This window comes from uncultured Rikenella sp. (genome assembly GCF_948810725.1).
GTDB lineage: Bacteria > Bacteroidota > Bacteroidia > Bacteroidales > Rikenellaceae > Rikenella.
Window position 1 is genome coordinate 290,357 of record NZ_CAQIVA010000001.1, and the last position, 13,284, is coordinate 303,640.

The following is a 13,284-nucleotide window of genomic DNA, read 5'->3' on the forward strand; positions in this document are numbered from 1 at the left end:
CAACGGATACACTACACGAACGATATGGATTTGAAAGTAAAAGTGACCGACCGGATCTACTGGTTGGGTACCAACGACCGTCGGAAACACCTTTTCGAAAATCTGTGGCCCCTGCCGGATGGCGTGAGCTACAACTCCTACCTCATTACGGACGAAAAAACCGCCCTGCTTGACACCATCGAGATGGGAACAGGCGGAGACTACGTGGGATGGATCGAACGCCTCCTGACCGAAACGGGACGGACGGAGTTGGATTATCTGATTATCAACCATATGGAGCCCGACCATTCGGGCGAAATCGGAGACATCGTCCGTCGGTGGCCTCAGGTGCGGATCGTGGGAAACTGCAAGACCTTCAAGATTCTGGAAGGCTATTACGGCATCACCGAAAACCTCGTCGAAGTAGGGGAGGGCGATACGCTCGATCTGGGCCATCATAAACTGCAATTCGTGATGACTCCGTGGGTGCACTGGCCGGAGACCATGATGAGCTACGACACCACCGAACACATCCTGTTCTCGGGCGACGCTTTCGGCACGTTCGGGACCCTGGACGGGGCGATTTTCGACGACGAAATTGCCGATTTCGACACCAGATACCTGGGCGAAATGCGGCGATACTATTCCAATATCGTCGGGAAGTACAGCAATATGGTACAGAAGGCATTCGCCAAGCTCGGATCGGTACCAATCGATACCATTTGCCCGCTTCACGGGCCGGTTTGGCGGAGCGAACCGAAAAAAGTGATCGACCTGTACGACCGCTGGAGCCGGTATGAAGCGGAACCGGGAGTCGTGATTATCTACGGCTCGATGTACGGCAACAACGCAGCGACGGCGGATTACATCGCCCGGAAATGCGCGGAAGCGGGGATTCGGGACATCCGCGTGCGGGACGCTTCGAAGACACACCTCTCATACCTGATCGACGACGTATGGCGGTACCGGGGGATCATCCTCGGCAGCTGCGCTTACAATGCCCAAATGTTCCCGACCGTCGAGCGGCTGACCACCGAATTGCTCCACATGGGCGTAAAGAACAAGGCCTTGGGGCTCTTCGGCTCGTACAGCTGGAACGGAGGAGGGGTGAAGAACCTGAAAATTTTCGCCGAACAAATCGGCTGGCCTTTGGTGGCTGATCCGGTGGATGTGTTCGGCACCCCGACCCCGGAAAAACTCGCCGCCTGCGACGCTATCGCACAGGGGATGGCGACTGTATTGAAAAACTGCGACGCACAATAGATGGAAAACCTCGTCGACGGCCGTTGCGGCTGGGCCGGAACAGACCCGCTCTATGTCGAATACCACGACCGGGAGTGGGGACGTCTTGTAACAGACGATCGTACCCTGTTCGAATTTCTGGTACTCGAAAGCGCACAGGCTGGTTTGTCGTGGCTGACCATCCTGCGCAAGCGGGAGGGGTACCGGGAGGCTTTCCACGACTTCGACGTCGAGCAAATCGCCCGGATGGATCCGGAGACAGAGGTCGAACGCTTGATGCACCACGACGGGATCGTCCGCAACCGGCTGAAAATTCGTCACACCATCGAGAACGCGCGACGGTTCATGGCCATTCAGAAAGAGTTCGGAAGTTTTTACCGGTACATCCTCACCTTCTTCGATGATCGTCCATTGCCCGTCGTGAACCATTTCGAGAGCTTGGCCGAAATTCCCGCCACCTCGCCGGAGTCGGACGCCATGAGCCGGGATATGCGAAAACGAGGCTTCCGTTTCTTCGGCTCCACGATTTGTTATGCCTTTTTACAGGCCACCGGCTTTGTGGACGACCACTTGGAGGGATGCCTCTGTAGAAGCGGCAAAACACGCTAAACAACGATTTTCAAACACACCTATGCAACCGATACCTCTCGCCGCCTCTTACACCGCCACTTTGGTCGTGACCGAGGCGCACAGCGCAGCGGCCTTAGGCTCCGGCGATCTGCCGGTACTGGGGACACCGGCGATGGCAGCTTTGATGGAGCAGGCGGCCATGCAGGCCATCGCCCCGTTCCTGACCCCTGAAGCGGAAAGCAGTGTGGGCATTTCGTTACAAATCGCCCACAATCGGGCCACAGCCATCGGCGATACGATCACGGCAACCGCCGCCGTCACCCATACGGACGGAAGGCGGATCGACTTCGCCGTCACGGCGCAAGACTCCTCCGGAGCCGTTATCGGCGAGGGAACCCATACCCGTTTTATCGTCGATGTGCAAAAATTTATGGCCCGAATCGGAAAATAATCGTAAATTTGAAGAGATAATTCCAACAGCGCACAATCAACTAATTAAAATCCAACACATAATGAGTGACAAAAAATTTCCGGCCGGTGTGCTCACCGGAGACAAAGTAGGGCAGCTGTTCGCCTATGCCAAAGAAAAAGGCTTTGCCATTCCGGCGGTGAACGTGACCGGGACCGACACCATCAACGCCGTGCTCGAATCGGCTGCAGCAGTCAATTCGCCCGTTATCATCCAGATTTCGAACGGCGGGGCTGCTTTCGTAGCCGGGAAAGGGCTGAAACTCGAAGGCCAGGAGGCACAGGTGCTCGGGGCTATCGCCGCTGCCAAACACGTGCATACGGTAGCCAAGGCTTATGGGATTCCGGTGATTCTCCACACCGACCATGCCGCTAAGAAACTGCTGCCGTGGATCGACGGCCTGCTGGATGCCAGCGAAAAACACTTCGCAGAGACCGGCACGCCGCTCTTCAGTTCGCACATGCTCGACCTGAGCGAAGAACCGCTGAAAGAGAACCTCGAAATCTGCTCGAAATACCTCACCCGAATGGCCAAGATGGGGATGACCCTCGAAATCGAACTCGGGATCACGGGCGGCGAAGAAGACGGGGTGGACAACTCGCACGTCGACGCTTCGAAACTCTATACCCAGCCGGAAGACGTCTGCCTCGCTTACGAAACCCTGATGAAGATCAGCCCGAACTTTACGATTGCAGCGTCGTTCGGGAACGTACACGGGGTTTACAAACCGGGGAACGTGGTGCTGGAGCCGAAGATTCTGCGCGACTCGCAGGCCTATATCCACAAAAACCTCCATACGCCGACCGACAAACCGGTGAACTTCGTCTTCCACGGCGGGTCGGGCTCCGAACCGGAAAAAATCGCCGAAGCGATCTCTTACGGGGTTATCAAGATGAACATCGACACCGACACCCAGTGGGCTTTCTGGGACGGGATTCGCCAGTACTACAAGAAGAACGAAGCCTACCTGCAAGGGCAGCTCGGGAATCCGGAAGGCGAAGACAAACCGAACAAGAAATTCTACGATCCGCGCGTTTGGCTGCGGGCCGGCGAAGCCTCGATTATCGAACGCATGAAAATCGCCTTCGATAACCTGAACTGCGTGAACGTGCTGTAACCATAACTCCACAAACACACAGGACAATTTCCAGACAAACGGCCCCAATCCCACTGGGGCCGTTTGTTTCATAACCGAAACCAATCGTATTCGACACATACCATGAAAAACGCAGTCGCAATACTCTGTGCCGGCGGCCCTGCACCCGGCATCAATACGGTCATCAGCGCCGTGACGAAAATCTTCAGCCAGAACGGCTATCAGGTGATCGGACTCAACGGCGGCTACAAAAGCCTGGTCAGCGACGAACCCGACTTCGTCTACCTCGACTTCGAAACCGCCGACAACATCTACTGCCGGGGAGGCTCCGCCCTGGTAATGAGCCGCTACAAACCGGCCGACAAGGAGTTCCGCACCGACTTTTTCGAACGGTACAACGTCAAAGTACTCGTCACGATCGGCGGAGACGACACCGCTTCGACCGCCAACCGGCTGACCAAATTTCTGAAAAGCAAAGGTCTGGACGTCTCCAGCATCCACGTACCGAAGACCATCGACAACGACCTGCCCCTGCCGGCCGGCTATCCGACCTTCGGATACAACTCCGCGAAGGAAGAGGGGGTGAAACTGGCCACCACGCTCTACGAAGATGCCAGAACGAGCGGCAACTGGTTCGTCGTCTCCGCCATGGGGCGCGAAGCCGGACACCTGGCCTTCGGGATCGGCTCGGCCTGCCACTATCCGATGATCGTCATCCCCGAAATGTTCAACAAGACCCCGATTACGTTCGACAAGATCGCCCGGCTGGTTATTTCGTCGATGGTGAAACGTCGGCTGATGGGGATTCCTTATGGCGTGGCGGTGATCTCGGAAGGCGTCTTCCACTTCATGAACGACGAAGAGATCATCAACACCGGCGTCCAGTTCACCTACGACGAACACGGACACCCGGAGCTGGGGAACGTCAGCAAGTCGCACATCTTCAACATGCTCGTGCAACAGAAGCTCAAGACCTTGCGCATTAAGGTCAAGAGCCGGCCGAATGAGATGGGATATGAACTGCGCTGCTGCCGACCGATCGCCTACGACCTCTCGTATGCTACCCAGCTGGGGTTAGGGGTGTACGAACTCTACAAGGCGGGACACTCGGGTTGTATGGTGACCGTGGGCCGCGACGGCTCGGTCGAACCGCTCTTCATGGACAGCGTGGCGGACAAAGAGGGCAAGATCATGCCCCGTCTGGTGGACGTCGAATCCAGAAAAGTGCAGCAAATCATCCAAAACAACCTGCACTACATCACCCGGGAGGACTACAAAGGGGCATCGAAATATGTCGATGACCCGGAAGAGTACGACTTCTATAAGATTCTCGAATGGGAACGATAGCTCAGGCTCGTTTCCGATAGGCTCTCGTGCGAGAAAGGGCTGTTTCCATTTCAATGGAAACAGCCCTTTCTCTTTTAATTAAAATTCCCGGCCCCCGCCGCACCTCTCTCACCCCAACCGCCGCACCATCCGTTCGAACACCGCCTCCGGCGCCAAATCGTTCATGCAGGCATAATCCCCCCGCCAGCAAACCTTGTGTCCATAAACCGAACACGGGCGGCAATCCAACTCCAGCCCCACCGCATCCTCCATCGCCTGTCCCAATCCCAGAAAACCGGCATACGGGTGCGTCGCCCCCCACACCGAAACCACCGGCACCCCCACCAACGACGCCATGTGCATCGCCGACGAGTCCATCGAGACCATCAAATCCAAATTCGCCATCAGATCCATCTCCTCCCGCAGCCCGAACCGCCCCACCACCGAAACCGCCCGCCCCGATACGTCCTCAGCCACCGCCAACTCCGCCAGTCTCCGTTCCTCCTCGCCGCCGCCGAAGATAAACATCCGGGCCGACGCCCACCGTTCTCCCGCCATCCGCATCACCTCCTGCATCTTCTCCAACGGATAGACCTTTCCCTGGTGTTGCGCAAACGGCGCGATCCCGATCCACACCTCTCCCGCTCCTTTCGAAAAGCCCAAACCCGCCGGCACCGTCCGCTGCCGCCGATAAAAAGAGAGCGCTGCCGGAACCGTCCCCAATTCGAAACCCGCCTCCCGAAAGACATCCGCATAACGGTCGATACTCGTCCGCAACTGTCTCATCACCTTTCCCTTACCCGGCACCGCCGTCAGGTGTTTCTTCTCCACCCGTCCCTTATCGATGTGAAACGTTTTCACCCCCGCCAGCCGGTAAAATTTCCGCAACAGTTTGGAATAAATCTTATCCTGCAAGTCGATCACCATCTCCACCCCCGGACAACACCTCCGCAACTCTCTGTACAACCGCACCAATCCCTTAATCCCCCGATGCGCCTGCCCTTGATCTATATTTATGTTATGGATCGTCAACCGGTCGATTCCGTCGAAGAAAGGTTCGTAGAACCGCCGCGTCAGCAAGATGATCTCCACCTCCGGATACGCCGCCGCCACCTGCGCCAGTACCGGCGCAGTCATCGCCACGTCGCCCATGGCAGAAGAACGAATCACCAATATTTTCTTCGGTGCAGCCTTCACGATCGGGTAGAGGGTCTATTTTTTTGCATACAACACCGGATTCAACGCCGGATCGTTGTACATCTTCATCTGTTTGTAGAGTTTCATGTATTTCCGCCCGGCCTCGATGTCCGCCAGCAACTCCTCGATCGCCTGCGAGAGGTCTTCTCGCTGCACCCGCAGCACCTCCAGCTTCCGTCCGCAAGCCGCCCGGTGTTCCGCCGAAGCCTCCTCGCGCCCCGCCTCCTGCTCCATGTGGTAGATTTTCAACGCCAGAATCGACAAGCGATCCACCGCCCATGCCGGTGTCTCGGTATTGATCCGCGCCTCCGCACCCGGAGTCACCGCCTTGTATCGGTCGAGAAAATAGCTGTCGATATACTCCACCATATCCGTCCGCTCCTGATTCGAGGCGTCGATCCACCGCTTAATGGTCAGCGCCGTCGCCGGATCGATCTCCGGATCGCGAATGATATCCTCCAGATGCCACTGCACCGTGTCGATCCAGTTCTTGGCATACAACAGATGGTCGATCGCTCCCGCCGGATACGGATTTTCGATCGGCGTATCGACCTGATCGCGACGATGATAATCTTCTATGGCCTGTCGGAATATTTCGTTACAGCGTGCCGTAAACATTTTCAAAAACAATTTTCGTTGCGCGGGCAAAGATAAAACAATTTTTGCCGGAAAGCCCCGATTTTCTACATTTGCACCACACATTCCCTCCCTCAGGTTATGAACCGAATCGCCCGTCATCTGCTCCCGCTCCTCGTTTTGTGGCCGGCCGCTGCCTGCGCCCAATACAAAATGAGTACCCAGGAGTATATCGACACCTACAAACAGCTGGCGATCCGGACGATGAAAGAGTACCATATCCCGGCCAGCATCACGATGGCTCAGGGGCTGCTGGAATCGGGCAACGGCGGGAGCCGGCTGGCGGTCGAGGGCAACAACCATTTCGGAATCAAGTGCAAAGGCTCGTGGCGCGGCGAAACGATCCACCACGATGACGACGCGAAAGGGGAATGTTTCCGGAAATACCGCAACGCGGAGCACTCCTACCGCGACCACTCGAAATTCCTGACCGAATCGCCCCGGTATGCGCGGCTGTTCGAGCTCGACGTGACGGACTACAAGGGTTGGGCTTACGGGCTGAAAGAGGCCGGGTATGCCACGAATCCGAGATACCCGGAGCTGCTGATCGATCTGATCGAGAAAAACCGGCTCTATCTGCTGGATCGTCCGGCCGGCCCGGGCGGGCTGTTCGGACACCGCAAAGAGCGACGGGAACCGAGTGGCGATCCCGTCATCGAGGCGCCGCAACAACAGCAGCCGATTCACCGGCATGTCATCGAACAGAACAACAATGTTCGGTACATCGTGTCGGAAGAGGGGGAAAGTTTCGCCTCCATCGCCGAACAGTACAACATGCCGATTCGCCGGTTGCTGCGACTCAACGACCTGAGCAGCGCGTTCCCGCTTCCGGCGGGCACGGCGGTCTACATCAGTCCGAAACGCAAACGGGCGGCGCTGGCCCGAATCCATACGATCGAACAGGGGGATTCGTATCACGCGGTGGCACAACGCTACGGGATCAAGCTCCGCAGTCTCCAGAAGATGAACCCGACGATCCGTCATTTCCCGCCGCGGGTCGGCCAGGAACTCCGCTTACGCTAATTCCTTTTTCTGTGGCATTATTGCTTTGTGCTGGACGGAACCGTACCTTTCTTGAAAGAAAGGTACCCAAAGAACTTTTGCAAAGGTCGTCCCCATGGGACGACCACGGGTTTTCTCCGCCTCGTTCGTTGGGCTGAGATTTTCAGGCAAGGCGCGCTAAATATAGGGCATATCACCCAAGCGCGCCCGCCGAAAATCCAGCCCAACCATTCGGGCAGACACAGCCAGAGCATCCCGCAGGGATGCGCTCTGAAGTTTTTTTGGTTCTTTTTGTTCACAACCGACGCTGCCAGCGAGAGCAATGCAAACAAAGTTTGCGAATTGCCGAGCGGCGAGGAGGAAAACGAGCGCAGCGAAGTTAAAAAGAACAGTACCCTCAAACACAAACAACGAAATCAAAGCAAAAAGGTTATTTTCCGAAATGGAAGATGACCGTTTGCTTGAGATCCGGATGGAGCGAATTGGCCACCGGGCACTCATGTGCCGCCGCTTCGAGAATCTTCTTCACCTTCGGTTCATAGTCCGACGGGAACGTCAGCTCCACCACAATCTCCACCACCCGCCTCGGAGCCGTACCCATCACCTTCGTAATCTCCACCTCCGTACCGTCGATATCGAAACCGTGCGTACGCGCCGCAATCCCCATAATCGTCAGCATGCAGCTCCCCAGCGAAGTAGCCAGCAAATCCGTCGGCGAGAAAAATTCCCCCTTTCCCTGATTATCCGTCGGTGCATCCGTCGTAATCCGGTTACCCGACTGCAAATGTTCCGCTTCGGTGCGCAACCCGCCCAGATAGCGGGTATGTACAGTAACTGCCATAATCCTTTGATTTTTTAGAGTTGAACACCCCAAAGATACGGCATATTTTCGTACCTTTGCAACCCTTTTCCTCACCGATTCCATGACACCCTATACCCACAAAACCATTTGGCACATCGCCTTTCCGATCCTCCTCAGCCTGCTGATGGAGCACCTGATCGGGCTGACCGACACCGCCTTCCTGGGGCGGCTCGGCGGTCATGCCGGCGAGATCGCCCTCGGCGCTTCCGCCCTGGGAGGCGTCTACTATATCGCCGTCTTCATGCTCGGATTCGGGTTCAGCGTCGGCGCCCAGATCCTGATGGCCCGCCGGAACGGAGAAGAACGCTACCGCGAGATCGGTCCGATTTTTCAGCAGAGCGCCTTTTTCCTGCTCTTTCTGGCCACCCTCGTCTATCTCTTCTCCCGCTTCTGCGCCCCCCGGCTGCTGAGCCGGCTCATCACCTCGGAAGAGATTTACCACGCCACGCTGGAGTACCTGAACTGGCGGATATACGGCTTCTTTTTCATCTTCCTCGCCGTTATTTTCCGCGCCTTTTATGTCGGGATTACGCGGACGAAGATTCTGACCGCCAACTCCATCGTTATGGTGCTCAGCAACGTCGTCCTGAACTACGGCCTGATCTTCGGACGCTTCGGACTGCCCGCTTTGGGCATCGCCGGGGCCGCCATCGCCTCCTCCGTGGCCGAATTAGTATCGTTAGTATTCTTCGCCGTCTACACCTCGACCCGAATCGACTGGCGGCGATACGACCTCTTCCGACGCGTGCGGTTCCGGTTCCGGGAGCTGGGGCACATCCTGAACCTCTCGGCCTGGACGATGGTGCAACAATTCGTCGCCGTCAGCACCTGGTTCATGTTCTTCGTCGCCGTCGAACACCTCGGTGAACGACAGCTGGCCGTGACCAATATCGTGCGGAGCATCTCCTCGCTGCTCTTCATCATCGCCAGCTCGTTCGCCACCACTTCCAGCTCGCTGGTCAGCAACATGATCGGCGCCGAGCAGAGCCGCGACGTCATGTCCACCGTCTGGCGCATCGTGCGGATGTGCTACTGGATCATCCTGCCCCTGATGACGATCATCCTGATCTGGCCGCAGTTCGTGCTGCGCATCTACACCGACAACCTGCCCCTGATCGCCGCTTCGGTGCCCGCCCTGACCGTCATGACCACCGCCTATCTGTTCCAGACCGCCGCCTTCATCTGGTTCAACACCGTTTCGGGAACCGGGAACACCCGCGCCGCCTTTACGCTGGAGATGATCGCCATCGTGACCTATGCGCTCTACGTCTACCTCGTCGTGATCCGCCTGCGGGCCGACGTGGCCTGGTGCTGGACGACCGAACACGTCTACGGCCTCGTGATGTTCTCGCTGGCCTACCTCTATATGCGGAAAGCCGACTGGCGCAGCAAACGAATCTAACATTCCGACCACACGCCCATGAACATTACCTCCGCCTCTTTTCTGTGCAGCAGCCAGAAAGTTTCGCAATGTCCGCCGGACGACCGTCCCGAATTCGCCTTTATCGGCCGGTCGAACGTCGGCAAATCATCGCTTATCAACATGCTGACCGGTCGTCCCGGGCTGGCGAAAGTCTCCGGCACGCCCGGCAAGACCCGGCTGATCAACCATTTCATCATCGACGACCGCTGGACACTGGTCGACCTGCCCGGCTACGGCTACGCCAAAGTCTCGCGGCAGGAACGGAGCGGTTTCTCGTCGCTCATCACCGGCTACATCCTGAACCGCCGACAACTCTACTACCTCTTCGTGCTGGTCGATGCGCGCCACGAGCCGCAACGGATCGACCTCGAATTCATCCATTTTCTCGGCACCCACGGCGTACCGTTCGGTATCGTCTTCACCAAGGCCGACAAACTCTCCCAGAGCCAGCTGCACCGCAATATCGAAGCCTACAAACAGCGATTGGGCGAAGAGTGGGAAGAGCTTCCGCAACTCTTCGTCACCTCGTCGGAGAAGGGGAGGGGACGCGACGAAATTCTGGATTTTATTGAAAATTGTTTAGCCGGAAGCTGAAAAAAAGAGTACCTTTGCCGCAAATCGGAAACAACTTTACACATCACACTTTATCCGCATCGCACACGATCATGAGCGAATCCTCCAAAATCAAATTCTTCGCTTGCCGGAACTCGCGCTATCTGGCCGAAAAAATCGCGAAACACCATGGATCGGAACTCGGCAACTCCGTCGTGCTGGAATTCAGCGACGGCGAATTTCAACCGGCCTACGACGAAAGTATTCGCGGGTGCACCGTCTTCGTCGTCTGCTCGACCTTTCCGCCGGCGGATAATATGATGGAGCTGTTGCTGATGGTGGATGCCGCCAAGCGGGCTTCGGCGAAACGCGTGGTGGCCATTATGCCTTACTTCGGGTGGGCCCGGCAGGATCGGAAAGACCGTCCGCGGGTCTCGATCGGGGCTAAGTTGGTGGCCAACCTGTTGCATGCGGCGGGGGTCGACCGGATTATGACGATGGACTTGCATGCCGACCAGATTCAGGGTTTCTTCGATGTGCCGGTGGATCACCTGTATGCCAGCGGGGTCTTCGTGCCATATATCAAGAGCCTCTGTATCAAAAACCTGACGGTGGCGACGCCGGATATCGGGGGGTCGAAGCGGGCGAACGCTTATGCACAATACTTGGGCGCTCCGATGGTGATCTGCCACAAGCACCGGTCGAAACCGAACGTGGTCAGCGAGATGACGGCGATCGGAGAGGTGAAGGGGCGGAATGTCATTCTGTTCGACGACATGATTGACACGGCCGGGACGATTACCAAAGCGGCGGATATGATGAAGAATATGGGCGCTCTTTCGGTGCGGGCGGTGGTGACCCATCCGGTGCTCTCGGGGCCGGCTTATGAACGGATTGCGGAGAGTGCGCTGGATGAAATTATTACGACGGATACTATTCCGCTGAAAGAGGGGAAAGATATCTCGAAGTTCAAGGTTTTGACGGTGGCGGATATCTTTGCCGATGTGGTGGAACGGGTGTACAACTACAAGGAGATCAGTTCGATGTTTATTTTCTAAACATCCGGTATTTGGTTTAATTGTACCTACCCGGCTGGAACCGCCGCTTTTTGGAAAAAGCGGCACCAAAACCGACGCAGCAGCCGAGTTGCCATCAAGTTTACTTGAATGGCCGAGGCGCAAGGAGGAAACCTTAAGGTAAACTTTTATGATAGCTACGCTACTCCTTACGCTCCGCAGTCCTCAGTCTTTGTGACTGCTTTTGGGTCGGGGTTCTCCGGGCGCGTTAGGGTAATTCCCGCATTATCGCGCCCGGAAGAATCCCCGGCCCAAAGAAGAGTCCGAGAACCGGGCCGCCGGCAGCTGGAGGATGCGTTAGCATCCGTCTAAAGTTTTTTTGGTTCTTTTTGTTCACAAAAAGAACAGTCCCCTCCAGGGCAAATACAAATAAACGAATGATTTTTTCCCGTCGGCACTTGCTTTCGGTCTACTCGCCCCCATTTGGTAGACCGGAAGGCCGGCGGGATTTTTATATCTTTCTCACACTATGGTAGAAGTACTTTACGAAGACAACCACGTGATCGTGGTCAACAAACGTCCCGGCGAGCTCGTACAGCCCGACCAGTCGGGAGGGCCCGCGCTGGAAGAGACCGTAAAGGATTATATCAAAGTGAAATACGCCAAGCCGGGAGCCGTTTTTTTGGGTGTCGTCCACCGGATCGATCGACCGGTCGGAGGCGCCGTACTGCTGGCCCGGACTTCGAAAGCCCTCGTTCGACTCAACGAACAGCTCAAACAGCGGAAATTCCGAAAGACCTACTGGGCGATCATCGAAAACCGCCCCTCCGGCAACACGGCGGCAGGAGAGTTGAAACACTACATCGTTCGGAACGGAAAGACCAACAAATCGACGGCTTACGAAACGCTCACGGCAGTTCCGGAGCGGCTGAGAGGGGAGGCGAAAGAGGCGATTTTACGATACAAACTCCTGGCCTCCGGCGACCGCTATCATCTATTGGAGATCGAACTGCTGACCGGGCGGCACCACCAGATCCGGTGTCAACTCAGTAAGATCGGCTGCCCGATCAAAGGCGACCTGAAATACGGCGCGGCTCGCTCCAATAAAGACGGCGGGATATCTTTGTGGGCCAGACGCCTGAGTTTCGAACACCCGGTCACGCACAAAACGATTACCGTCGAAGCGCCGACACCGGCAGACGATACACTGTGGGCCTTTTTTGAGAGAGCGACCAACTCGAATGCGGAATAGTAGCAGAGAAAAATCCATCATCACAATCGCCCCGGGCCACCGCGGCAGCAGCGAAGGCGCATTGTGGGGTGTAGGCATCGGTGGGTACATTTGGTCTTCCTCCTTTAGCAGGACTAACGGCGTGCTCTTGCACTTCCACACGACGTGGCTCAACCCCGGCGACGCGTACAACCGCGGCTACGGTTTTCAGTTGCGGTGCCTCTCGGAATAAACAGGACGGCGACCCTGAAAGAGTGTCTGCCCTCTTTCCCGCTATTCGAGTTCGAAAGCGAAAGGCAACAATTCCGCCACCATCGCCTCCCGAACCGAATTCCCCGTTCGATCCGCCATCAACACCCGTATATCCTGCGCGCCCTGTGCCCGCACCGCCTCCAGAAGCAGCTCCCGACACCCGCCGCACGGCGCCACCGGAACCTCCGAATCCGGCGAAGCGATCGCAATCGCCACTACCCGCAACTCCGGAAAAGTCGCCCGCGCATAATTCACCGCCACCCGCTCCGCACAACTTCCCAGAGGGTAAGCCCGATTCTCCTGATTGTTCCCGCACACGACCCCGCCGTCTTCCAAAAGCACCGCCGCACCCACCCGAAAGCGGGAATAGGGTGCCCATGCCCGTTGCGCCGCCTCCAACGCCCTTGCCACCAATTCCTTGTCTTCCATAA

Annotated in this window: 16 protein-coding genes; 11 read left to right on the top strand and 5 right to left on the bottom strand. The window is 56.8% G+C overall.

Annotated elements, in window-relative coordinates; genetic code table 11:
- Positions 1–24: 24 nt before the first annotated feature.
- The 5 genes from Q9S52_RS01445 to Q9S52_RS01465 all read left to right on the top strand — a co-directional run bounded on the left by Q9S52_RS01445 (position 25) and on the right by Q9S52_RS01465 (position 4,703).
- Entirely contained in the window at positions 25–1,242 is a 1,218-nt protein-coding gene (locus tag Q9S52_RS01445) for an FprA family A-type flavoprotein (protein WP_304707914.1), read from the top strand.
- Positions 1,243–1,830, top strand: coding sequence for a DNA-3-methyladenine glycosylase I (locus Q9S52_RS01450; protein ID WP_304707916.1), 588 nt, complete (start codon positions 1,243–1,245; stop codon positions 1,828–1,830).
- A 22-nt stretch (positions 1,831–1,852) separates the two neighbouring features.
- Positions 1,853–2,242 carry a thioesterase family protein gene (locus tag Q9S52_RS01455; RefSeq protein WP_297830444.1) on the top strand — a complete coding sequence of 130 codons (390 nt, stop codon included), beginning with the start codon at positions 1,853–1,855 and terminating at the stop codon, positions 2,240–2,242.
- A gap of 61 nt (positions 2,243–2,303) precedes the next feature.
- Positions 2,304–3,377: a class II fructose-bisphosphate aldolase gene (gene fbaA / locus Q9S52_RS01460; RefSeq protein WP_297625756.1), complete on the top strand. Its 1,074-nt coding sequence runs from the start codon at positions 2,304–2,306 to the stop codon at positions 3,375–3,377.
- Positions 3,378–3,479: 102 nt separating this feature from the next.
- Entirely contained in the window at positions 3,480–4,703 is a 1,224-nt protein-coding gene (locus tag Q9S52_RS01465) for a 6-phosphofructokinase (RefSeq protein ID WP_297625753.1), read from the top strand.
- A gap of 108 nt (positions 4,704–4,811) precedes the next feature.
- On the opposite strand, the gene Q9S52_RS01470 is transcribed toward Q9S52_RS01465, so the two are convergent.
- Together Q9S52_RS01470 and Q9S52_RS01475 are read right to left on the bottom strand one after the other, a co-directional pair.
- Positions 4,812–5,879 carry a glycosyltransferase family 9 protein gene (locus Q9S52_RS01470; RefSeq protein ID WP_304707920.1) on the bottom strand — a complete coding sequence of 356 codons (1,068 nt, stop codon included), beginning with the start codon at positions 5,877–5,879 and terminating at the stop codon, positions 4,812–4,814.
- Between the two features lie 15 nt (positions 5,880–5,894).
- Positions 5,895–6,497: a DUF4254 domain-containing protein gene (locus Q9S52_RS01475; RefSeq protein WP_304707922.1), complete on the bottom strand. Its 603-nt coding sequence runs from the start codon at positions 6,495–6,497 to the stop codon at positions 5,895–5,897.
- 171 nt (positions 6,498–6,668) lie between these two features.
- On the opposite strand from Q9S52_RS01475, the gene Q9S52_RS01480 reads away from it, so the two are divergent.
- The gene (locus tag Q9S52_RS01480) at positions 6,669–7,538 is read left to right on the top strand and encodes a glucosaminidase domain-containing protein (RefSeq protein ID WP_297625744.1); all 870 of its coding nucleotides are present in this window, start codon (positions 6,669–6,671) and stop codon (positions 7,536–7,538) included.
- 156 nt (positions 7,539–7,694) lie between these two features.
- Here the strand turns inward: Q9S52_RS01480 and Q9S52_RS01485 are convergent, their stop codons facing one another.
- Positions 7,695–7,937, bottom strand: a complete 243-nt coding sequence (locus tag Q9S52_RS01485; protein ID WP_304707925.1) for a hypothetical protein — start codon at positions 7,935–7,937, stop codon at positions 7,695–7,697.
- Positions 7,938–7,947: 10 nt separating this feature from the next.
- Positions 7,948–8,358 (bottom strand): OsmC family protein, encoded by a 411-nt coding sequence (locus Q9S52_RS01490; protein WP_294594672.1) that lies wholly within the window; start codon positions 8,356–8,358, stop codon positions 7,948–7,950.
- 82 nt (positions 8,359–8,440) lie between these two features.
- On the opposite strand from Q9S52_RS01490, the gene Q9S52_RS01495 reads away from it, so the two are divergent.
- The 5 genes from Q9S52_RS01495 (at position 8,441) to Q9S52_RS01515 (ending at position 12,833) form a co-directional block, all read left to right on the top strand.
- Positions 8,441–9,781, top strand: a complete 1,341-nt coding sequence (locus tag Q9S52_RS01495) for an MATE family efflux transporter (RefSeq protein WP_304707928.1) — start codon at positions 8,441–8,443, stop codon at positions 9,779–9,781.
- 18 nt (positions 9,782–9,799) lie between these two features.
- Complete coding sequence (yihA, locus tag Q9S52_RS01500) at positions 9,800–10,396, top strand: ribosome biogenesis GTP-binding protein YihA/YsxC (protein WP_304707930.1); 597 nt, start codon at positions 9,800–9,802, stop codon at positions 10,394–10,396.
- Between the two features lie 71 nt (positions 10,397–10,467).
- Positions 10,468–11,412 (top strand): ribose-phosphate pyrophosphokinase, encoded by a 945-nt coding sequence (locus Q9S52_RS01505; RefSeq protein WP_304707997.1) that lies wholly within the window; start codon positions 10,468–10,470, stop codon positions 11,410–11,412.
- Positions 11,413–11,899: 487 nt separating this feature from the next.
- Positions 11,900–12,622: an RluA family pseudouridine synthase gene (locus tag Q9S52_RS01510; RefSeq protein WP_304707933.1), complete on the top strand. Its 723-nt coding sequence runs from the start codon at positions 11,900–11,902 to the stop codon at positions 12,620–12,622.
- Positions 12,612–12,833, top strand: a complete 222-nt coding sequence (locus Q9S52_RS01515) for a hypothetical protein (protein WP_297625735.1) — start codon at positions 12,612–12,614, stop codon at positions 12,831–12,833. Before Q9S52_RS01510 ends, Q9S52_RS01515 begins: the two co-directional genes overlap by 11 nt.
- Positions 12,834–12,874: 41 nt before the next feature.
- Here Q9S52_RS01515 and Q9S52_RS01520 read toward each other — a convergent pair whose 3' ends face one another.
- Entirely contained in the window at positions 12,875–13,282 is a 408-nt protein-coding gene (locus Q9S52_RS01520) for a cytidine deaminase (protein ID WP_304707935.1), read from the bottom strand.
- Between the last annotated feature and the right edge of the window lie 2 nt (positions 13,283–13,284).

What these genes read in the sequence shown, in the direction of transcription:
- Q9S52_RS01445 (WP_304707914.1), top strand. Translation starts at nt 25, where the DNA reads ATGGATTTGAAAGTAAAAGTGACCGACCGGATCTACTGGTTGGGTACC.
- Q9S52_RS01450 (WP_304707916.1), top strand. Translation starts at nt 1,243, where the DNA reads ATGGAAAACCTCGTCGACGGCCGTTGCGGCTGGGCCGGAACAGACCCG.
- Q9S52_RS01455 (WP_297830444.1), top strand. Translation starts at nt 1,853, where the DNA reads ATGCAACCGATACCTCTCGCCGCCTCTTACACCGCCACTTTGGTCGTG.
- fbaA (WP_297625756.1), top strand. Translation starts at nt 2,304, where the DNA reads ATGAGTGACAAAAAATTTCCGGCCGGTGTGCTCACCGGAGACAAAGTA.
- Q9S52_RS01465 (WP_297625753.1), top strand. Translation starts at nt 3,480, where the DNA reads ATGAAAAACGCAGTCGCAATACTCTGTGCCGGCGGCCCTGCACCCGGC.
- Q9S52_RS01475 (WP_304707922.1), bottom strand. Translation starts at nt 6,497, where the DNA reads ATGTTTACGGCACGCTGTAACGAAATATTCCGACAGGCCATAGAAGAT.
- Q9S52_RS01480 (WP_297625744.1), top strand. Translation starts at nt 6,669, where the DNA reads ATGAGTACCCAGGAGTATATCGACACCTACAAACAGCTGGCGATCCGG.
- Q9S52_RS01490 (WP_294594672.1), bottom strand. Translation starts at nt 8,358, where the DNA reads ATGGCAGTTACTGTACATACCCGCTATCTGGGCGGGTTGCGCACCGAA.
- Q9S52_RS01495 (WP_304707928.1), top strand. Translation starts at nt 8,441, where the DNA reads ATGACACCCTATACCCACAAAACCATTTGGCACATCGCCTTTCCGATC.
- yihA (WP_304707930.1), top strand. Translation starts at nt 9,800, where the DNA reads ATGAACATTACCTCCGCCTCTTTTCTGTGCAGCAGCCAGAAAGTTTCG.
- Q9S52_RS01505 (WP_304707997.1), top strand. Translation starts at nt 10,468, where the DNA reads ATGAGCGAATCCTCCAAAATCAAATTCTTCGCTTGCCGGAACTCGCGC.
- Q9S52_RS01510 (WP_304707933.1), top strand. Translation starts at nt 11,900, where the DNA reads ATGGTAGAAGTACTTTACGAAGACAACCACGTGATCGTGGTCAACAAA.
- Q9S52_RS01515 (WP_297625735.1), top strand. Translation starts at nt 12,612, where the DNA reads ATGCGGAATAGTAGCAGAGAAAAATCCATCATCACAATCGCCCCGGGC.
- Q9S52_RS01520 (WP_304707935.1), bottom strand. Translation starts at nt 13,282, where the DNA reads ATGGAAGACAAGGAATTGGTGGCAAGGGCGTTGGAGGCGGCGCAACGG.